Consider the following 22,071-nt stretch of genomic DNA (forward strand, 5'->3'; position numbering starts at 1 on the left):
AATATTTTGATGAATTCTGTTTTTAAATTTTTAATTATTCTGTTTTTAATTACTCTTAACGCGTGCAAGTTTGGCCAAAAAGAAGAAATTCTATTTAAAAAACTGAGCCCAGAGCAGTCTAAAGTAACATTTGCGAACAATATAAAGGAAACACAAGACTTCAATATTCTAGACTATTTATATTTTTACAACGGTGGTGGAGTGTCTTCTGGAGATATAAATAACGACGGCTTAGTGGATCTGTTTTTTGTTTCGAACCAAGGGAAAAATAAACTATACCTCAATAAAGGCACAAAAGACGGCTATCCTCAATTTGAAGATATTTCTGAAAAATCGGGAATTGAGGGCTTTTCTGACTGGAAAACTGGTGCTACTATGGCTGATGTAAATGGAGATGGATTGTTGGATATATATGTTTGTGCAGTTGGAGACTACAAAAAACTAGAAGGCTCTAACGAATTGTTTATCAACAATGGAGATCTAACTTTTACAGAAAAAGCGAATGAATTTGGATTAGACTTTACAGGGTTTTCAACCCAAGCTGCCTTTTTTGACTATGACAAAGACGGGGATTTAGACTGTTATTTACTCAATCACGCTGTTCATAATTCAAAGTCGTATGATAGAGTAAACACTCGTATGCTCAAAGACAACGAAGCGGGCGATTATCTTTATCGAAATGATAGCGGCAGATTCAAAGACGTAAGTGCAGAGGCAGGAATTTACCAAGCGGCTATGGGTTATGGACTTGGCTTGTCTGTTGCAGACATAAACAATGACGGCTGGTTAGATGTATATGTGAGCAACGATTTCCATGAAGACGACTACTACTATGTTAATCAAAAGGACGGTACATTTAAGGAAGAACTTCGCCAGCACTTTAAACATACCAGTAGGTTTTCGATGGGTTCTGATATAGCAGATATCAACAACGACGGTTTTCAAGACATCATGACCCTGGATATGTATCCCGAAGATGAAACAGTAGAGAAATCTTCTGTCGGGGAAGATCCATTGGATATTTATCTTTACAAATTGCAATTTGGATATTTCAACCAATACAGTAGAAACTGCCTTCAATTAAGCATGGGGGGTAAAAAATTTAGTGACATTGCTCCATCGGCTGGTGTAATGGCAACAGACTGGAGTTGGAGTACTTTGATGGCAGATTATGATGGTGACGGTATTAAGGATGTTTTTATTACCAATGGAATTTTACGAAGGCCAAATGACTTGGATTATCTCAAATTTATAGTCAGCGACTCCTTACATTATAATTTGCCAACCTCAAAAAAACTAGACCAAGAGGCCATTGAAAAAATGCCAGATGGCAAAATGCATAATTATCTTTTCAAAGGAACCAAAGAGCTTCGGTTTCAAGATAAATCTTTGCTTTGGGGCTTTGAAGACAAAAACATTTCTAATGGTAGTTCTTATGCCGATTTGGATAATGATGGTGACTTGGATTTGATTACAAATAACATTAATGAACCGGCTGGAATATTTTTAAATCAAAGCAGAGAAGTCTTAAAAAACAATTATATTAAACTGAAGTTCAAAGGAAATGATGCCAATAAGTTTGGAATTGGTGCCAAAGTGATTATCAAGACTAAAGAAAATGAGCAGCTTCAACAATTGATGCCAACCCGTGGATTTATGAGCAGTGTAGAGCCAAACTTACTTTTTGGTTTAGGCAAACAATCAACAATTGACACTTTGATAGTGATTTGGGAAAACGAGAAAATGCAGGTCATTCCAAATCCAAAAATAAACCAGACCATGGTTTTGGATGAGAGTCTTGCTAATATTTTGGTAAAAGACCATCAATTTTTTGTGCCAATTAATCCTATTTTTGAGGAAGTTACTCCAAGTGTAGTACTAGATTTTGTTCATAAAGAAAACGTATATTTTGATTTCAATCGAGAAATATTAATTCCTTTTAAAGTTTCAATAGACGGCCCCAAAATGGCTGTTGGAGATGTAAATGGCGACGGTCTTGAGGATTTTTATGTTGGAGGGGCAAAATATCAATCAGGAGAAGTTTACTTGCAGAAGAGCAGTGGTTTTGTAAAAACAAAACAACCCGCCTTGCAGGCTGATTCATTACAAGAAGATGTGGATGCGGTGTTTTTTGATGCTGATGGAGACAAAGACCTTGACCTTTATGTAGTTTCTGGCGGAAACGAGTTTTTTGACAAAATGCCACAGATGTTGGATAGGCTGTATCTGAATGATGGAAACGGTGGTTTTAGTAGGACTTTGAATAGCCTACCACCGATGTTTGAAAACAAGAGCATTGTGAGGCCTTGTGATTTTGATAAAGATGGAGATATTGATCTTTTTGTTGGCGGCAGAGTGGTAGCCTATAACTACGGAAAAACCCCGAAATCTTTTGTTTTGGTAAATAATGGGAAAGGTGTTTTTGCCGATGTTACATCTAAAATAGCTCCCCAAATAAGCGAAGCTGGAATGGTAACGGAAGCCATTTGGGCAGATATCGACAAAGATGGTGATCAAGACATAACTGCTGTGGGCGACTGGATGGGAATAAAAATGTTTGAAAACAGAAATGGTAAGTTTTCGGAAATTGACAATGGTTTGGCAGAAGAAAAAGGGTTTTGGAACGGACTAGCCTCGGGAGATTTTGACAACGATGGCGATATCGATTTTGTGGTTGGAAACTTAGGAACCAATACCAAATTTAGAAAGGAAATCAACGGTAAGTTAAAAATGTACGTCAAGGATTTCGATAAAAACGACTCACGAGATCACATAGTAGCATATAATAGAGGCGACCAGTGGTTTCCTGCCAATTCGAAAGACGAAATGGGAAAACAAATACCAAGTATTATAAACACCAAGTACACAACCTATAAAACTTTTGCTGGCAAGACTGTCGATAAAATATTCTCAAAGACTGATTTGGACGGAGCAGACCAACTAATGGTTAATCGATTTGAATCAGTTTACTTAGAAAACAAGGGAAGTGGCAAGTTTGAGATCAAAGCTTTACCAAGCCTAGCTCAGGTGTCGAAGGTAATGGTGCTGAGGACAGAGGATGTGGACAATGACGGTAACCTAGATGTGATTTTGGGTGGCAACTTTGATGGTGCCAGCATGTATCAAGCCCGATATGATAGTTTCTATGGTTTGATTCTTAAAGGAAACGGCAAAGGGAGCTTTACGGCTTCTGTTCCAACAGATAATGGTTTTTTGATGGAAGGTGATGTGAGAGATATTAAAACACTAAACACGCCAAAAGTGAAACTGTACTTTGTAACCCGAAATAACGACAAAATGCAGATTTTCAAAAAGATAAAATTATGAAATATGCTTTGGTATGTTTAAGTTTTTTGTTCGTCTTTGTATTTGAGATAAGTTGTAACAGCGATATTTCTGAAGGAAAGGCTTTAGCAAAAACCCATTGTTCTAGCTGTCACATGTTTCCTGAGCCGAACATGCTACCTAAAAACGTTTGGCAATATAGCACACTACCTTATATGGGTATAATGATGGGAATCGATAAAGAAATAGAGAATCTCCCGAAGGAACTGATGTACTATGCTATTTTAAAGCCTGAAACCAACCTCATAAGTGCAAAAGACTACGAAAAAATAAAAGAATATTATCTTTCAGAGGCACCAAAAACTTTGGAGTTTCCTGTATATTCTGCATTACCAGAATTAAAAGGGCGATTTGATATAGAAAAACTCAATGTGCGTAGCCCAAACGGAAAAATACCTAACTATACTGCGGTAAAAATAGATGAAAAAAACCAAAGAATTGTGGCTGGAGATCAGTCGAATAGGCTTATTTGGATTTTAGATAGAAATGGGAAACCGACACAAACCATTAAAGACCAAAATGCCTTAGCGTATGTGGATATTGAAACCGAAAAACCATATTTGTTCACCTATATTGGATTTACTACTCAGGCAAATCCTGATGTTAATGGTTCGGCAGAATGGTTGAATGTGACAGAGACTGCCAATAACGAGCGAGTTAAAATCCTTCCAGACTTGAACAGGCCTATTGAAGTATTGAGCAGAAACCTCGACGAAACATCTGATGAAGAATTGATTAGTAACGAATTTGGCTTTAAGTTCGGCGGTTTGAGTGTTTGGAAAAAAGACGCCTCTGGCAAATACCAAAAAAAAGTAATAAGTACTCAGACTGGAGCTACAAAAACAATAATTCAAGATTTTAACGGAGATAAAAAACCAGATATTCTTTCACTTTGTGCTCAAGGAGACGAAAAAATCATACTTTATCTCAACAAGGGAAGTCTGAAATTTGAAGAAAAACTTCTACTGAGGTTTCCTTCAATATATGGTTCTAGTTCGTTTGATATCGCTGATATAGATAAAGACGGCAAATTTGATATCATTTATACGGCTGGTGATAACGCTGATTTTACCACAGTTTTGAAGCCCTATCATGGCGTATATGTGTTTAGAAATAAAGGAAATTTTAAGTTTGAACAATCTCAATTTTTCATGCAAAACGGTGCAACAAAAGTTGTTCCTGGCGACTTTGACAATGACGGAGATATAGACATGGTTTCTATTGCACTATTTCCTGATGTAGACAAAAGACCATTGGAAGGGTTTATGTACTTTGAAAATAACAGTTCGAAATTTATTCAAAAAACGCTTCCAATCAATCATTTAGGTCGATGGTCTGTAATAGATGCTGGTGATATTGATCAAGATGGTGATATTGATTTGGTATTAGGAAGTCATCCAGTGGCTAAGTTTCCGGCAGGATTTGACCAAGCTTGGAAACAAGGAAGTGGGATGGTAATTTTGAGAAATAAAACACACTAAAAATATCATTATTGATTTCTGTAATATCCATTTATGATAATGGAATCCATGTGATTGGTATTAGCCTCCTTTTTGAAAACGATATTTATAGCACAACCGCAATTAAACAATGCTGCATCGGTGCCTTTATATATTTCTAACTTCTCAATATTAAAAGGCGAAATGCCATCAATGGACTCCTCCTCAACATTATTAATTATCAGTTTTATACTATCGGCTCCTTTACAAAACTGATTTTTGATTTTTTTCATTGGGTTTTCTTCCAAAGTATTTAAATAAGACTGAACGAGGGTTGAATTCAATATAAAAGCTGGAGATGATTGCGAAAATTTATTAAGTGGATCATAGAGCTTGGTTGCTTTCACCAGAACTTCCTCTAACAAAATGCTGCCTTTCTGAATACTATTGGAAGGTATTTCCAAACTTCTACGACCTATTTCCATTGAATTGCCTATTACTATTTTCCAGTTGATTGGTTTATTAATTGGTAAAATTGGAGGTAATGAAAATGTGGAATCAAAAACAACCTGACAATGGTCACACAAATAGGAAAGCTTTTTGTCTCCGTAAAAATCTAAACCAGATATTCTGAATTTATCTTTTGTATTGATAGCAAAAACATGAGGTTGGCCAGTAGCGGTGTCTTCTTTTATATCACTTATAATAAACTTTATATCAGCAGGTTTAGAAAGCTCTGCTCCATTTTTTTTAAAAATATTTCCAGCAAAAGACAGCTCTTTCTCATAGTCATATTTTCTATTAAATTCAAATAATTGACTTTTAGAGAAAGTGAAAGACCGCTTGACATCAGTAAAAAAATCGGTTCCTACAGTATCAATTACCTGTGTTTTCTCGGCTAAAATTTGGTATTGATTATCTAAAAGGAAAACGTTTAAAGTACTGGCTTGCGAAGGAAGTTCAATTTTGAACAGAAAAGAAGGTAAACGGCAAGGTATCTTGTTGAAGTAGAAAACTTGGGCATTTTTTAAAATAACCAAATAAATTGAATCTAAATCAGGTCGTTTGTTTTGAATATGAACCCTCAAATGGTCAGTAGAGCTTATGTAATCAGTGGCCATAACGATGCCTTCAGATAGTACATCCGGCATATTAAAAGTTTTAGAACCTGCCAAAATCTTATATTTACCTACCAAAGTAGGTGTAAATTCGATAAGTCCAAGACCTAAAGAATCGGTTTCAGAGCTAAAAATTTCTTCATTGCTTGGAGACAATATAACAAATTTTGTTGACCAATTTTCTCCAAAGTTATTTTTGGTTTCAATTACCAACCGGGATTTTAGTCCCAGTATGAGATGATTTTTTGACTCGGTGTGCACTATGACCTCATCGAGATATTCTTCCAATTTATCAGGAATTTCTGCTCTATAGTTTTGGTTCAAAATCAAAATTTCTTTGGTTGCAAATCCTACAGCAGAGGAGTTAAGCATCCATTTTGTATAGACTCTTACTTGATAATTACCAGTAGAGAGCTTTTGCGGCAATTTGTACTTCAAGCTTGTCTTACCATTTGCCAGCTTTAATTTCAAATGGTCAATAGCCATACCTTTGGCCATATCAATGATATCGACATATAATATTCCACTAAAATTTGTCACAAAGCTACTTTGCAGCTCGGTCACAGAAAAATCCATGTCTATTTGCTCGCCAGATAAGTAAAAAGGCTTTAGCATAGAAATCTCAACTTTTTCGCGTGGTTCTTTGAACGGCTCCTCCACCGCTTTGGGTATAAGCACCTCAAGGTCAGTTATTTGAGACGTTTGAAAGGCATTGCTTTCGAAATCAAAAGGTAGTAAGCTTGCCATCCTTCTGTCTGCCATCCCACCAGAAATTGCAATTGACATAGGGTCAAAAATATTTCCTATCTCATCCACTTCAATCGGCATTTGCTGCTTTAGTATGGACCGCTCGAGCAATCTATTTCCATTCCAATACTTGACCAATACTCTGTGCGAAAAATTCACTAAAAAGACATTCTCAGCATTGGTTTTGTAAACTAGGTTTGAGTCGATAAACTTGAGTTGGGAGTTATTACCCAATGCTGTTATTTCGTGAAACCCCATATTGTCCGGATCTGTTTCTAAATATTGACACCGAAAATTTTGTTCTTTGAGTTGCTTAAACAAAATGGCCTTAACAAGGTGCTTTAGAGAACCCCGATACGCTTTGATTCTATTATTCTCCCATAAAAGTCTTTGATTTTCGTTTAAAGCAGTAAGATTTTCAAACCTCGGAATACCATTTATGGTGATTCTTCCTTCTTTCTTTTCGAAGTTTTGAAGAATAAAATGTACCCTGTAGCCTAGTTTATAATTTTCAATGACCAAAGGCTCAAATGCCGTAGCCGTGTAAGTGTCAAAATGTTTTTCAAAGTTAACAACCTCTTTGTTTTTAACAAAAACTTCCTTTTTCTTAAAGTTATTTCCTAAAAATTCTAATGAAAAGTCTTTGAAGTTGTTCTCCCATTCTTTGTCACGTTTTCCAACTACTTTAAGTTCTTTCAAGGCGGTTTGGTCTTCTTCAAGCTTGATAGTCAATTTATTAATATCCTTGTCAATAGTCAACACCTTGATATTGGGCTTAAAGCTAACCATGGAGGCTACCAATTTGTATTTACCCGACTTTACATTTGTGATTCTGAAATTTCCGTTTTCGTCGGTTTGGGTCCCGATAGTAGAGCCTTGAAAATACACATTGACAAATGGCAAGCCATTTCCTGATACTGAGTCAGAAACCGTTCCTGCAATCTCATACTTTTGTTGGCCAAATGCGATATTTGACCAAAAAGCAAAAATGAAGATAAGCACAATTGGTTTCATATTTTCATTTAAATTACCGTTGTTAAACTACAGCAAATCGCTGTGTGTTGAGGTATTTATGTGTATTAAATAATCATAGTTTACTTCAAATAGGGGCAAAAAATATTTTTCACTTGGCTTGTTTTGAGTATCATAAACTGCTCCCATTTCAAAAAAAGCACGTGACACAATATATGGTCTTATTATTGGATTCTTAAAAACATCTTTTGTTTTAAACAAAAAATTAGGAGTGCTGCATTTTCCAAAAACTACATTTGTAAACCTTTCAGTTAGAGCATCATCTACATTCAAATATTCCACTTGCATATTTAAGCTATTTTTAGATGTAACTGTTCCTTTCAAAAATGAAAAGCCAATGACTTTATAGTTTCCTTGAAGTGCGTTTGTAATATAATAGCCCATTGTTCTTGAATAGGTAAATGTTTCGACAATGTTGCTCACATGGAAGTTATGAGCCCATATGGACATCGGGAAGTTGGTTTGTTTGCTTAACCAAACTGCATTTTTTCCCATATATTCATCTCGAATTATACCAGCTTTAGCGTGATCAGGTTCGTTAGCATAAATGAACGTTTGAATTAAAACATCCGATAAATGTTCAATTGATTGATATTCACTTTCCGAAGATTTACCAGTTATTTCATTTTTATTGGATTTAATTAAAGAAGCAATAGTATTCAAATCCGTTTCTGAAGGGATATAAGAAAGGGATTTCATTGGGGAAAGTATAGGTTGTAGTTTTTGACCTAAATTAACATCAATCTTCGAAATTTTTTCTTGCAGTATTCTAGCGTTTGTATCAAAATATTGGCAATCTACACCATAAATATGGAGCCTTTGGTCTTCTGACTTACCAATATTATAGCTTTTCATCCATTCTAATAGATCTCTGACTTCAGTCGTTCTCCAAACGAAAAAATGCATTTCCTTCTTCATTATGCTAGTGATATCACCTTTCCCTGTCTGTAGGTATTCATCTAAAACAAGCGACTCGCCGTAGTCCATTTCAAAAGCAAAAACACGATGCCCGAAGTTTTTTACAAAATATTGAAACAGTCTCTGTTTCATCTGGAAAAACTCTTTGGTGCCATGGGTGGCTTCGCCTAGGCCTATTACTTTTACGTTTTTGTACTCATCAAAAACCTTCAACTCATCATCCGTCACAGAAAGAGGATCAGAGCCCAAAGGCTTAATGAGTTTGTTTAATTCATTGACAACTAGTAGGCTAGAGTCAATAGCAGCCGGAGGTAATGTTGTGTCGGAGGGTACGTTGGCAGGTTCTTTACACGAAACGATCCAGAAAAAGATTGTACTAAGAATTAAGAAGTTTTTCACGGGATATATATATTGTTTGTTTTCGGTTGTAAAATAGTTCATATTACTTCGTGCTGGGCTGCATTTAACTAAATTTACGAAAGTTATTTTGTTTGGTAAATCCCCAGACTTTATCGAAATAGGATTCACGAAATCGAATAAGACCTATTTTTCTGTATAATAACCTTCAATAATTTGCTGTTTATACTCTTTCAAAAAACTTCTGGGTCCGTACATAACCACATTTATGGCACAATTACAATTAAAAATGGCGGCCTCTGCAGCTCTGAAAATTTCTACCTTTTCAATGTTGCCAATGAAAAAATCTAATAAGTTGTCATGTTTTGTTAGCTCCAAATTACCATTAATAATTACTTTAGCTGCTTGTCCACCACACCTATACTTGGTTATGTATTCTATCAAATCTGTTGTTTGTGGGAATACAACCACGTCTTTGTTGTCCAAAAGAACCTGTGGGCTAGCGTTTCCGAACTTGTTGAAAGGGTCAAAATTTTTCTTTGCCTTCACTACTATTTCTTCTAGAGAAATACTGCTTTTCTTTGATTCTTCTAAAATGCCCTCAATGATTTCGTCTTTTCTTTTTTGCATTTCATAATCTGTACTAACCATTTTCCAATTTATAGGCTCAGCCTTGGTCAAAATTAGGGGTATATCCGCTAAACTATCAACCTCAATCTGAGCAAGCGGACAAACAAATGTAGCACGCTTTTTTCCATAGAAATCGAGGTTGTCTATCTTAAATTTGCCCTTGGTTTTTACAAAAATTGACTCATAATTATTTGCTATACTGTCAACATTGGTATCGGCAAGCAGGACTGTCAAGGTTTCTTCCTTTTTTAGTTCTTTGCCCGAAACCTTCTTTAGAGTACCCCCTATTGATAGGCCTTTTTCGGGTAAAAACTTTCTATTATTATAAAAGAAATTTTCTGGTTTTTTTGTTAAAAATTCAGTGTCTAGGTCAACGTTTGCTTTGGCTGAAAAGCTATTATATATTGTTCGAGAAGCCAATATTTCGGTATTTTTTATCAAATAACAATCCAGAATTCCTTCTGGAAGTATGTTTTTGTCTATGAAGAAAAGAAAGACATCTTTTTTGTTTTCGAATGTGGAGAGGTAAACATTTTGATTATGTTGGTTAATTATAAAATAGAAGGGATCTTTAGTTTTCAGCATTTCCGTACTCTGTACCATCACCCTAAGCCTGTCTTTATTCGACAAATTGTCCACAATTATATTTGTGCCAGAAGGTTTTATATTCTGAATTTCAAAAACCTTTGAGCCACTTTCTATGAAGTATTTTTCGGCGGGATTAGGGTGAAACTCAAAAGTTGCTCCCCCTGAGATATCTGTTTGGGACTCAAGTATAATATCGTTATTTTCATTTTTTAACTTAAAAGGCACCTCCATGGTTACCCCGAAATTATCGAAAGTTCTTAGGAGTACTTTATTTTTGATTCCTGCTGTCAGCTGACCTCCTTCAGCATAAATGCCGATTGTGTCTAAGATCGGATCCAATGCAATCTCTCCCATTTCCTCCTTGTAATTCTGACCAAAAACAGGAAATTGGAAGTTAAAAAAAGAGCTTTCAGGAAAGTTTCGCATCCAAGTGGTGTATGCTCTAATTTGATAGTTTGCGGTTTTTAATGTTAGCGGAAGTCTGTAATTCAAGGTCGAACCGCCTTTTTCTATTTTTAGAACAAACCGCCTTAATAGTTTTCCTGATAGGGACTCTATTAGTTCCACATATAGCGGAACACTTATGCTGGTGAACTGAAGAGTTGGAGTTTCAATGACCGAAAATTTAACTGATAATTTTTCTCCCGCCAAATAGTTTGTTTTCAGGCCCTCTACGTGAATTTTTTCTCTTGGAACAGATAGCTCTTCATTTATTTTGGTGGGTTGCTGTGCAAACAACGACACGCATAGAAAGTATAATGGAAGGATTGATTTAATTGACATTGGCGAATAGTTTTCTTTATAACGTTAAACATAGTAGTAGAATAATGATAAAAAAATGGTGTTAACAATTTTAACAAAAATGAGTTTAGTCTACGAAGAGAAATGTAAAGAATCAAATTCTTGTATTCTGAAGCGAGAATAACCATCAACAGTAAAAAGGATAATGGAATAATCAATTATCTTTGCAAAGAATGTTACACTTAGACCAATGGGATGAATTTAAAAAGAGCAATTCTAACAGCTGTATTTCTCACTTCATTTTTAAATGTTTCTTTTGCTCAAAAAAAGGAGTTTTTGCTTACTGGAACAGTAAAAGATAAAACTACAGGTAGGCCAATTGGTAGTGCAAGTGTCCTTTTTTCGGGATATTCGTTCGGTACCCAAACAGACACCCTCGGGAAATTTACTATTCTTCTAAGTCCTAGAAATTATCAGATGTCTATACGGATGATTGGCTATAAGCTTTACTTGGAGCGTATCAACATAACTGAAAAAACTGATCAAGAGTTTTTATTGACCGAATCTGAAAAACTTCTTGACGAAGTTGTGATTTCGGCTGAAAAATCGGACGCAAATGTAAATCGAGCATTGATGGGTGTCGAAAAAATTTCGGGAAAAACGCTTAAAAAGCTGCCAACGCTTATGGGTGAAGCAGACGTTATACGGAGCATCATGTTGCTTCCTGGGGTTTCAACGGTGGGCGAGGGAGCTTCTGGCTTCAATGTTAGAGGAGGCAACGTGGACCAAAACCTGGTTCTTTTAGATGGAGTGCCTTTGTTTAATACCTCTCATTTATTCGGATTTTTTACTGGGTTCAATGCCGACATGGTTCAAGACCTAAGCCTTTTTAAAGGTGGTATACCATCAAACTACGGCGGAAAGGCGTCGTCTGTCTTGGATGTGAGAACCAAAGAGGGAAATTTCGAGAAATGGCAATTTGGTGGCGGGTTAGGGCCAATAGCAAGCAGAGTTTTGATTGAAGGGCCGCTTTGGAAAAATAAAACTTCTATAATTGTAGGAGCACGGGGTTCACTTTCAGATTTTTATCTTAAGTATTTCAATAATCCTTCCCTCAAAAAGAGTCAGGCAAATTTTTATGACCTAAATGCAAAAATTACGCATAAGTTTGGTGAAAATCAGCGGATTTCTTTTGCCGTCTATACCAGTACAGATGCCTTTAAGTTTGCACAAGACACTGTTTACAACTGGAATACACAAAACATTAATTTAAAACACAATGCACTTATAAATAGAAGGTTGTCTCATAATTTTACGGCATTCTATAGCAAATATCTATACGGCAATAAAGGCCAAAAGGAATTTTATGAATATGCGTGGCAGCCTAGCGTTATTCAAAAAACCTTACGAGAAGACCTTAATTTTGACCTGAGCAATTCTTCAAGGGTTTATTTTGGCGGGGAGGCTAATTATTACATCAACGATGCTGGTAGTTTTTTGCCCAATTCGGCTCAATCTATTATTAATACTTTTAAAATGCCGGTGGAAAATGCACGCGAACTGTCGGTTTATGTAGGCAACAGTTTGGTTTTGACCAAGAAAGTCAATGTTGACTTCGGTGTTAGGTACGCCCATTACTCTCTTCTTGGGCCAGGTAGTTTTTTCCAATATCAATCGGGCAAGCCAAGGGAAATTACAACAATTACGGACACTTTGACTTACCAGAAAGGGAAGAAAATAAAATCATATGGTGGTTTTGAGCCGAGAATTTCTTTTTCTTGGAAAATGGACTCTACTTTATCATTGAAGTTTGGTTACAATAGGATGCAGCAATTCGTTCATTTGTTATCAAACACCATGGCCATATCTCCTGTAGATATTTGGAAACTCAGCAATGCTCAACTGCCCCAGCAAATTGCGGATCAGTACTCTTTTGGAATATTTAAAAACATTGGCTCATCTTCAATTAGTACTTACGAGACCTCAGTGGAGCTGTACTATAAAAACCTCAAAAACGTAATAGATTACGTAGATGGTGCGGCCCTTTATTTAAATCCCATCGTGGAAACTCAGCTTTTGGTGGGTAAGGGTTATGCTTACGGGGCCGAGTTTTTTATAAAAAAATCAAGAGGAGTTAAGGTTACTGGCTGGTTATCTTATACTTATGCTAGAACTTTTCGGCAAGCAACGGCCACCTCGGAGCAAGTGGCGGCCAATTTTGGATTGACCTTCCCGGCCAATTTTGATACGCCTCATAACTTCAAAGTGGTGTTCAATGATCGATTGACCAATCGGCTTACTTTTAATGCTAACTTGGCCTACAATACGGGCAGACCTATAACATACCCCAATGGGCGATATAAAATATATGCCTTTAACGATGTATATAACTATTTGATTTCTAATAATTTAATTCCGAGAGATGGACTTGAAATTAGGAGCTATGTTTACGAAGGACAAACATATAAATTTCTTAGTCCTGCACAAATTACCGAAATATTAGATGGATATTCGGCTCCCAGTTTTACGCTTCGAAATCAGGAAAGGCTGCCTGATTATTTTAGATTAGATGCTGGTTTTACACTTGATCCTAAGAAAAAAAGCAAAATGAACAGTAGCTGGAATTTTTCTATTTATAACATTCTAGGTCGGCAAAATGTATATTCGATATATTTTAGATCAGCAACGGGTTTAAGAAATCAAGCACGTACTTACAAACTCTCGGTGTTGGCTGTTGCTATTCCATCTCTTACTTACAACTTTAGTTTTTAATGAAAAAATACAATTTTCTTGTCGTCATCGCATTTTTGTTTTTGGCCTGTGAAACAGAAATATCAAATTATAAAACCGATAATTTAAGCAATGCGATAATAGTTTATGGTGAAGTTGGTAATTTAATCGGGCCGTATTCAGTAAGAATAAATACTATTAGTGCCTATTCTCCTTATGATGCCAGAGAATTTATAGGCAAGCCAGTTGAAGGGGCTAAAGTACGCATCGTTGACAATATTGGTAATACAACAATTTTGGGAGATTTTGGAAATGGATTATACAAAACAGCAATTTTGTTTAAAGGTCTACCAGGGCAAAGCTATCAACTGAAAATTACTACTGCAGATGGCCTGGAAATAGAATCTAGTATTGAAAAACTACAAACTCCTCCTCAGTTGCAGAATTTCTCCTATAAGTTTATTGACGCGGAAAAGGTTGAGAATATGCGATTTGATGTAAAAGCAAGCATTAAAGATTTGGAGGGAGAAGAAAATTTTTATTTCATTAAGAAACAAGAATTTATTGAATTTCAGACTACCTGTCCAGCACCGCCACCACCTCCGGCACCGCCACCACCGTGTTATTTTAAATGCTGGCGTGCACCGTTAAATACACAGCCTACATTACTCAACGACTTTCTTGTAAACGGCAAGAACCTTCCCTTAAATATAAAATCAGTAGACGCCTTTGATTGGACTGACTATGTAGTTCAGCTAGATATTCAGTCGGTTTCTAAGCAAATCTATAATTTTTGGCAGAGGCAAGAAGACCAAAGAACCATAGGAGGAGGCCTGTTTGATAAAATACCGGCCCAAATTGTGGGAAATTTAAGATGCGTAAATAAACCTGACCAAGAAGTGCTAGGAGCATTTGTGGTCAGCGGAACCACTAAACAGAGACTTGTAATAAAGAGGTTTGAAGCTATGGGAACAGCGGCATTTCAAAAGGTGGAGGCCTATGCCGATTTCAATAATCTCAGAAATAAGAACTTGCCTCTATTGGATTGTCGAAAGGCGGGATGGATAGATTATAATCTTGGATTTAGTATTCCTGAGTTTTAACTCATTATTTTAAGAATATATTTTTTTGATAAAAAGTCATAAAATTTTCGAAGGAATTTGCACTTTGCAAAGTCTCACTCTGGAGTCAATTTCAGGTTTTTTAGCTTTTATAAAGCTCTGATTATGTCTATTTAGTAAAGGTCAAAAATGTTGTTTTTCTCATTGTTGACTTTCTTTCAACATAAAGAATTACCGTTTTAGCCGTACCAAATCCTTCTCCTCAATGCATTTATTTTAATACCTCCTAGGTTTTATTATATTCTCTGGGTTTTGACTTAAAATCTTACTTCGCTTATTATAAAATCAATGCACGATGTTGTTAGAAACAAGCCAAATATGAGGATAAGCAATTGCGGAAATGCTCGTTTCTTTTTCATAGGAAAAGTTTTATCAAATGTACTCCAACGCGTCTTAAAAACAGTAAAATCGCTTATGCTTATGGGATTTAATCGACAAATAGAACTAAAAATCGGCAATATTCGAAATAAGCTAATAAAATCTTCCCTTTTCAATTAGGAGAAAAGAGTGTTTTATTTAAATGTAAAAATTAAGATAGCATCTTACTAAATTTTAAGATGTTCATAATTCATGCGAAAAGATACTCGGGAAGGTTTCAGTTTATTTCAAAAAAATATATTATTTTGCTATTAAATAATACTAACCTTATAATGAATTTTTCCAAAATCACCCTTTTGGCTTACTTATGTTGTTTCATAATTTCAAAAACAAATGGCCAGACTAATTTTAAAATATCTTCACCAGACAACAATATTAGCCTTTCGGTAAATCAAAATGCCACAAAGCAAATAAGCTACAATTTGAAGTTCGGAAAAGAAGTGGTGGCAGAAAACTCACTTGTGGGTTTTGAGTTGAGCAAACCTAGTCTAAAACTCAATACTTTTAATTGGTTGGGCACCGATACGCTTACTGTAAACGAAGTTTGGAAGCCGGTTTGGGGCGAGGTTTCTGAAATAAGAAATCAGTACCGAAAATTGGTAATTCATCTAAAATCTACATCAAATGTTCTACTAGATTTAGAATTTCGGGTTTTTAATGAAGGCTTGGGTTTTCGGTATTTTTTCCCTGAGCAGGTTGGTTTTAAGCATTTTGTAGTGAAAAATGAACTGACACAGTTCAATTTGGCTGGTAATCACAAAACTTTCTGGATACCAGGCGATTATGATACCAACGAGTATCTTTACAATACCACACTCCTGTCCGAAATAGACGCTCTGAAGGCAGCCAACCAAGAAAAGGATATCGCTTTGCAATCCATAATAGGCAAAAATGCGGTCCAAACTCCTTTGATGATGAAGTCAAGGACTGGGCTTTACATCAATATCCATGAGGCAGCGTTGATAAATTACCCGGTTATGCATCTCGATTTGGATAAAACTACATTTACGCTTACTTCCCATCTCACACCCGATGCCGTGGGCAACAAAGCCTACCTACAAACGCCTTTTAACACGCCTTGGAGGGTTATAAATGTAAGCGATAAGGCGGAGAAAATCTTAGAATCAAAAATGATTCTGAATCTCAACGAACCGAGCAAAATTGCAGACGCATCATGGATAAAACCACAGAAATTTATAGGTATGTGGTGGGAGATGCACGTGGGCAAATCTGATTGGTTTAAGGCTGGTGGTAAACACGGAGCCAATACTGCAAACGTAAAAAAGTACATTGATTTTGCGGCAGCGAATAATTTTGATGGTGTGCTGGTAGAGGGCTGGAACCAAGGTTGGGAAGATTGGTTTGGCAATTGGAAAGAAGACGTTTTTGATTTTGTGAGCCCCTATGACGACTACGATGTGAAATACCTTAGCGATTATGCCAAGCAGAAAGTGGTAAAAATCATTATGCATCACGAAACCTCAGGCTCAGCCACTAACTACGAGCGACATATAGATAAAGCCTTTGATTTTATGAAAAACCATGGCATGAATACCGTAAAAACGGGTTATGTAGGCAAAATTATACCCCGTGGAGAACACCACGACAGCCAGTGGATGGTCAATCACTACGAAAGAGTAGCAAAAAAAGCGGCCGAAAATCAGATTATGGTGGAGGCCCACGAGCCCGCTCATCCCACGGGCTTGCACCGTACTTACCCCAATTGGCTGGCCAACGAGGCTGCACGCGGAAACGAATTTAACAACGCACCAACACTTGGGCTCAAGCCCGAGCATGAGACCATTTTGCCTTTTACGAGACTCATGGGCGGTCCTATGGATTATACGCCAGGCTTTTTCCATTTCAACCTCAACCAATATGACCCTAGCCGAAAGCAGAAAGTAAAAACCACACTTGCCAAGCAGCTGGCCATGTACGTGACCATCTATAGCCCATTGCAAATGGCGGGCGATTTTCCAGAGAATTTCCAGAAATATCCTGATGCCTTTCAGTTTATCAGAGACGTGCCGGTAGATTGGGACAACACCAAAGTTATCTCGGCAGAGCCCGGCGAATTTGTGGTAACTGCCCGAAAAAAGAAAAACTCTGAAGACTGGTATTTGGGAGCCATTTCAGACGAAAACAGCAGAAAAATGGACTTTAAACTTGATTTTCTAAATGATAATATGGAGTACGAAGCTACCATATACAAAGATGGACCGAAGGCGTCGTGGGATAAAAATCCGCAGGATTATGTGATAGAAAAAATGAAAGTAAGCAGCAAATCTAGTCTTAGTTTGCAAATAGCAGCTGGTGGTGGATTTGCGGTGAGTATTAAGAAAATTTAATTACCTGTTTTCTTCTAAAACAAGAATTATGACCATGAAATGCTCAAATCTGAATAGCCCCGAATGGAAATTCGGGGTAAATAATAGGAAAAGGGTTCAATGATTCTGTAGGGAATCACGCTATATTTTTTGAAAAATTTATCCCAAAACTTTCTTTAAATTCTCAAAAAACACCTCCAAGTCTTTCTCTGAATTGCCCCAACCAAAGCTAAATCGCAAGCTCGCAAATGCGTCTGCTTCGTTTATACCCATGGCCGTGAGTACGTGCGACGGAAACATAGTGGCGGAGTTACAAGCCGAACCATTAGAAATAGCCACTTTATGGAGTTTTAGCATCAAATCTTCGCCATCAAGGCCTTCGAAACAAATGTTTGAAATATTAGAAACTCTTTGAGCACTTGGGGAATTTATTCTGGCTTTAGGGTAAATTTTAATAATTTCAGACTCTAGTGTGAGTTTCAATTTTTCACAATGGGTATTAAAATCACCAATTCTATTGCTGGCCAATTCGGTAGCTTTTCCTAACCCAACAATGCCCGGAATGTTAAGTGTTCCGCTTCTAAAGTTACGTTGCTGGCCGCCACCCAATATTTGCGGACTTATCTTGTGTGAGTCTTTTATTATTAATGCCCCCATGCCTTTTGGGCCATAAATTTTATGAGCCGAAAAACTCAGGAAATCAATATCAGAAAAATCTATCGGGATTTTCCCAACTGCTTGTGTGGCGTCTACATGTAACACAAAATCGTACTTTTCTTTTAGTTTTAGAATCTCCGAAATGCGGTGAACAAGGCCAGTTTCGTTATTTACCCACATAACCGTCACCAGACTTTTACCCTTTTGGAGTTCTTCTTCTAGTTTTTCTAATGAGATTTCTCCCTGATTATCAACCCCCAAAAGTATAGTTTTTACATTCTTTTTGGCTAAATCTGAAACAACTTCAAGGTTGGCCTTGTGCTCTGTTTCACAACTTATTATTTGATAATCAGGATTTAAGTGGACAAATCCTTTCAATGCCAGATTTATAGACTCAGTGGCTCCGCTAGTAAATACGACCTCGTTTTTTTTGCATTTAAAAGCCTTTGTAATTCGCTCTTTTGCTTCCTCAACGGCTTCTTCAGCCAACCAACCATAAGCGTGGTGTCGGCTAGAGGCATTTCCAAAATTCTCCAAGAAAAAGGGTGTCATTTCGTTGAGAACTTCGGGAGCCAAAGGCGTAGTGGCAGCGTAATCGAAATAAATAGGCAAGGGCATTAGGACAATTATAATGTGATGTCCAAAAGTACATTTTTTGAGCGAATTGTAATAACTATTTTGGTACAGATTGCGAGTAGTAAACCACAATAATGTAGAAGAAGAGAATCAAAAAGCCCCAGTCTTTAATGAAGGCAAAGAAGTCTTTGTTTTTGAGATTTGGCATCCTGAATTTTTATCACAAAGTTCCGTTTCGAATGTTTTCTAAATATTAATACAAAATCAATTCTTTATTAAAAGCATAAATTGATTTTACCCTATTTTAAAGGAAATTAGCCTTGTGTTTTGTTTCTTTACAACCATTTCATAGATTTTATTCAATCTTATATGCTTAAATATTCTTTTACAATTGTGCTTTTGTGCTTGTTTATAAACACTTATGCACAAAAAAGCGAAATCGTGGTGAACCCAATACTTCAGAAAGGAGCAGATCCTTGGGTGTACACACATGGGGAGACGCTCCATTATTGTTATGTTAGGAGAGACACCGTTTTTTTGAAATCAGTAAACCGAATTTCTGAACTTACACAAGCCAAAGAACGAAGTATTTGGATTCCTCAAAAGGGAACTGCCTATGCCAAAGAAGTGTGGGCTCCCGAACTACATTTTCTGGATGGTCGCTGGTATGTATATGTGGCTGCAGATGATGGCAAAAACGAGAATCACCGTATGTACGTGTTGGCCACCGCTGGGGCAAATATCAATGACGAATTTAGCTTTATTGGCAAAATAACAGACAAGTCAGATAAATGGGCTATTGACGGCTCTGCTTTTAAATTCAAGGGTAAGCTCTATTTTATTTGGAGCGGTTGGGAGGGAGACCAAAACGTGCAACAAAACCTCTACATTGCCGAAATGGACGGCCCAACGAGCATCAAGTCGGAGCGAGTGAAAATCTCTCAACCAGACTACGAATGGGAAAAACGTGGCTCAAGTAAAGACCTGCCGACCATAAACGAAGGCCCGGAAATTTTAGAACGCAACGGGAAACTATTTCTAATATATTCAGCAGCAGGCAGTTGGTCTGACCACTACTGCTTAGGCATGTTGGAGCTCACTGGCGATAATCCGTTGTCTGCCTCGGCATGGTCTAAAATTTCGAAGCCGGTTTTTGAGAGCAATGAAGTTGTAACAAGCCCCGGTCATGCTTCTTTCATTAAGATAAATAAACAGGATTACATAGTCTATCATTCTGCTCGCCGAAAGGGAGCCGGCTGGGACCGACAAGTGAATATTCAGCCCTTTGACTGGAAAAACGGCAAGCCAGATTTTGGCACGCCAATGCCTTATGGAACGAATATAGAGTTAAAGTACAAATGAGAAAATGTATTGTTGGCCTAGAATTGGCCTAAGATTTTATCCTAAGAAAACACTTTTCTTAGCCATGACAGGACTTTCGTATCTGAATGTACCAAACTCTAGCTCTAAGATGTTACGTCTTATGGTTTTGACAGTTTTTGCTTTTTTAGCCCTTTTTGAAGGAGGATTTGAAAAGCTCAAGAATGGAACTAAGAGAAAAGCCAAAATGAATAGCCTTTGGGTTCTATTTTTGACAACAACACAGCTAATTGTAAATTTTTGTGATCTAAATTTTGAAAATGCAGTTGTGTTTATTGATTTTATTCCTTCTCCTGACTTTCTTAAAACTGACAATTCCATTTATGTTCCTTTTTAGATTAATAGATTCGGTCGGGTACTAATTGATATAAATCAATTGCAAAGCTAAAGGATTTATTTTAAAAACCAACTATTTATAAATCTATAAATTGATACATATCAATTAGTTAGGAATAGTATATTAGTTTGCTCTTAAATACATTATGTTTGTTTTATATCCGAATAATAACTTTTTTAAAAAGTCATATTTAATTATATTATATAGATATAATATTACTATTTGAATCAAAACAATATTGAAAAACATGGGGTCAATTTAAGAAATAATAGAAAGTATATTTTGAAACTTTGGTAGTGAGGGAGATTTTGGATAGAAGAATGCTATTGGGGTTAGTTTAAAAAATATTCTTGCTTAGTAGCTATAGAATTTTGCCAAAAAAATCATTTATCTTTGCTTCACAAGACTATTATACCCCTAAAACAATGCTTTACTACCTTTTTAGCTACCTCGACCAAATGTTCGATTTCCCCGGTGCAGGTGTGTTTCGTTACATATCGTTTCGTGCCTCAGCAGCCACTATTTTGTCGCTTTTGATAGCGGCCATTTACGGTAAACCAATCATCCGAAAACTCCAAATGTTGCAGGTGGGCGAGAGCATCAGAGACTTGGGTCTTACAGGTCAATTAGAGAAAAAAGGTACACCAACAATGGGAGGTTTTATCATTTTAGCATCATTGATGATACCCGTTTTGTTGTTTGCTAAGCTTGACAATGTATACATCATTCTGCTTATCGTTGCTACTCTCTGGACTACCATGATAGGTTTTGCTGACGACTACATCAAGGTTTTCAAAAAAGACAAAGAAGGCTTAAAAGGTACTTTCAAAATAATCGGACAAGTAGGATTAGGATTAATAGTTGGTCTTACGCTATATTTCAACAACAACGTAAAAATCAGAGAGTTCGGCTCTAACGGATTCATAGATAAGCAGTCGCTCACCACTACAGTACCTTTCTTAAAAAATAACCTTCTTGACTACGATATACTTTCGAGTTATCTACCTGCGAGTTTGGCTTGGTTGCCTTATGTTTTTATTTGTGTGTTTATCATCACGGCAGTGTCTAATGCCGCCAACATTACCGACGGCATCGACGGTCTAGCGGCGGGAACTTCGGCAATCATCGGACTTACTTTAGCGGTATTTGCCTATCTATCAGGCAACAAAGTCTTTGCTGAATATTTGAATATTATGCTCATTCCCAACTCTGGCGAGGTGGTAATATTCTGTGCGGCCTTTCTGGGTGCCTGCATAGGTTTTCTCTGGTACAACTCTTATCCTGCATCGGTTTTTATGGGAGACACCGGCAGCTTGATGCTCGGCAGTGTTATAGCTACATTGGCTTTGATTTTAAGAAAAGAGCTGATGATTCCTTTGATGTGTGGCATTTTCTTGGCCGAAAACATCTCGGTGATACTACAAGTGAGTTATTTTAAATATCAAAAACGCAGAAGAGGGCTGGAATACGCCAAACAAAATCGACTCTTGTTGATGTCGCCACTGCATCATCACTTCCAGAAAAAAGGCTACCATGAGGCCAAAATCGTAACAAGATTTTGGATTGTAGCCATAGTTTTGGCGGTTATCAGCATTGTTACGCTTAAGTTGCAATAAAAAGGTATTGTCTGTGGTTTAGCCCATAGCATTT

The 22,071-nt window shown here is 36.8% G+C and carries 12 protein-coding genes; 7 read left to right on the forward strand and 5 right to left on the reverse strand.

From position 1 onward, the window contains the following. Positions 1–9 precede the first annotated feature (9 nt). Together EGI26_RS15080 and EGI26_RS15085 are read left to right on the forward strand one after the other, a co-directional pair. Positions 10–3,327 (forward strand): VCBS repeat-containing protein, encoded by a 3,318-nt coding sequence (locus EGI26_RS15080; protein WP_255079662.1) that lies wholly within the window; start codon positions 10–12, stop codon positions 3,325–3,327. Continuing rightward, positions 3,324–4,826, forward strand: a complete 1,503-nt coding sequence (locus EGI26_RS15085) for a VCBS repeat-containing protein (RefSeq protein ID WP_255079664.1) — start codon at positions 3,324–3,326, stop codon at positions 4,824–4,826. The genes EGI26_RS15080 and EGI26_RS15085 overlap by 4 nt, the downstream gene beginning before the upstream one ends. Positions 4,827–4,834: 8 nt before the next feature. On the opposite strand, the gene EGI26_RS15090 is transcribed toward EGI26_RS15085, so the two are convergent. The 3 genes from EGI26_RS15090 to EGI26_RS15100 all read right to left on the reverse strand — a co-directional run bounded on the left by EGI26_RS15090 (position 4,835) and on the right by EGI26_RS15100 (position 10,957). After that, complete coding sequence (locus EGI26_RS15090) at positions 4,835–7,663, reverse strand: carboxypeptidase-like regulatory domain-containing protein (RefSeq protein WP_255079665.1); 2,829 nt, start codon at positions 7,661–7,663, stop codon at positions 4,835–4,837. A gap of 27 nt (positions 7,664–7,690) precedes the next feature. Further along, positions 7,691–9,040: an erythromycin esterase family protein gene (locus EGI26_RS15095; RefSeq protein ID WP_255079667.1), complete on the reverse strand. Its 1,350-nt coding sequence runs from the start codon at positions 9,038–9,040 to the stop codon at positions 7,691–7,693. Between the two features lie 102 nt (positions 9,041–9,142). Further along, positions 9,143–10,957 (reverse strand): hypothetical protein, encoded by a 1,815-nt coding sequence (locus EGI26_RS15100; protein WP_255079670.1) that lies wholly within the window; start codon positions 10,955–10,957, stop codon positions 9,143–9,145. Between the two features lie 213 nt (positions 10,958–11,170). On the opposite strand from EGI26_RS15100, the gene EGI26_RS15105 reads away from it, so the two are divergent. From EGI26_RS15105 to EGI26_RS15115, 3 genes are all read left to right on the forward strand, one after another. After that, on the forward strand, positions 11,171–13,687 hold the full coding sequence (locus EGI26_RS15105) for a TonB-dependent receptor (RefSeq protein WP_255079671.1): 2,517 nt from the start codon (positions 11,171–11,173) through the stop codon (positions 13,685–13,687). Then, positions 13,687–14,748, forward strand: coding sequence for a DUF4249 domain-containing protein (locus EGI26_RS15110; RefSeq protein WP_255079673.1), 1,062 nt, complete (start codon positions 13,687–13,689; stop codon positions 14,746–14,748). The genes EGI26_RS15105 and EGI26_RS15110 overlap by 1 nt, the downstream gene beginning before the upstream one ends. A 668-nt stretch (positions 14,749–15,416) precedes the next feature. Beyond that, positions 15,417–17,492 carry a glycoside hydrolase family 97 protein gene (locus EGI26_RS15115; protein WP_255079675.1) on the forward strand — a complete coding sequence of 692 codons (2,076 nt, stop codon included), beginning with the start codon at positions 15,417–15,419 and terminating at the stop codon, positions 17,490–17,492. A 138-nt stretch (positions 17,493–17,630) separates the two neighbouring features. Here EGI26_RS15115 and EGI26_RS15120 read toward each other — a convergent pair whose 3' ends face one another. Beyond that, on the reverse strand, positions 17,631–18,746 hold the full coding sequence (locus tag EGI26_RS15120) for a cysteine desulfurase family protein (protein ID WP_255079676.1): 1,116 nt from the start codon (positions 18,744–18,746) through the stop codon (positions 17,631–17,633). 327 nt (positions 18,747–19,073) lie between these two features. On the opposite strand from EGI26_RS15120, the gene EGI26_RS15125 reads away from it, so the two are divergent. Continuing rightward, a complete protein-coding gene (locus EGI26_RS15125; RefSeq protein WP_255079678.1) occupies positions 19,074–20,066 on the forward strand; it encodes a family 43 glycosylhydrolase in 993 nt (330 codons plus the stop codon). 36 nt (positions 20,067–20,102) lie between these two features. On the opposite strand, the gene EGI26_RS15130 is transcribed toward EGI26_RS15125, so the two are convergent. Beyond that, positions 20,103–20,405, reverse strand: coding sequence for a hypothetical protein (locus EGI26_RS15130; protein WP_255079680.1), 303 nt, complete (start codon positions 20,403–20,405; stop codon positions 20,103–20,105). Between the two features lie 441 nt (positions 20,406–20,846). Between EGI26_RS15130 and mraY the strand changes: the two genes are divergently transcribed. Further along, positions 20,847–22,037 carry a phospho-N-acetylmuramoyl-pentapeptide-transferase gene (gene mraY / locus EGI26_RS15135; protein ID WP_255079682.1) on the forward strand — a complete coding sequence of 397 codons (1,191 nt, stop codon included), beginning with the start codon at positions 20,847–20,849 and terminating at the stop codon, positions 22,035–22,037. The last annotated feature ends 34 nt before the right edge of the window (positions 22,038–22,071 follow it).

Source organism: Lacihabitans sp. CCS-44, from assembly GCF_024343735.1.
In the GTDB taxonomy this organism is placed as follows: Bacteria; Bacteroidota; Bacteroidia; order Cytophagales; family Spirosomataceae; genus Leadbetterella.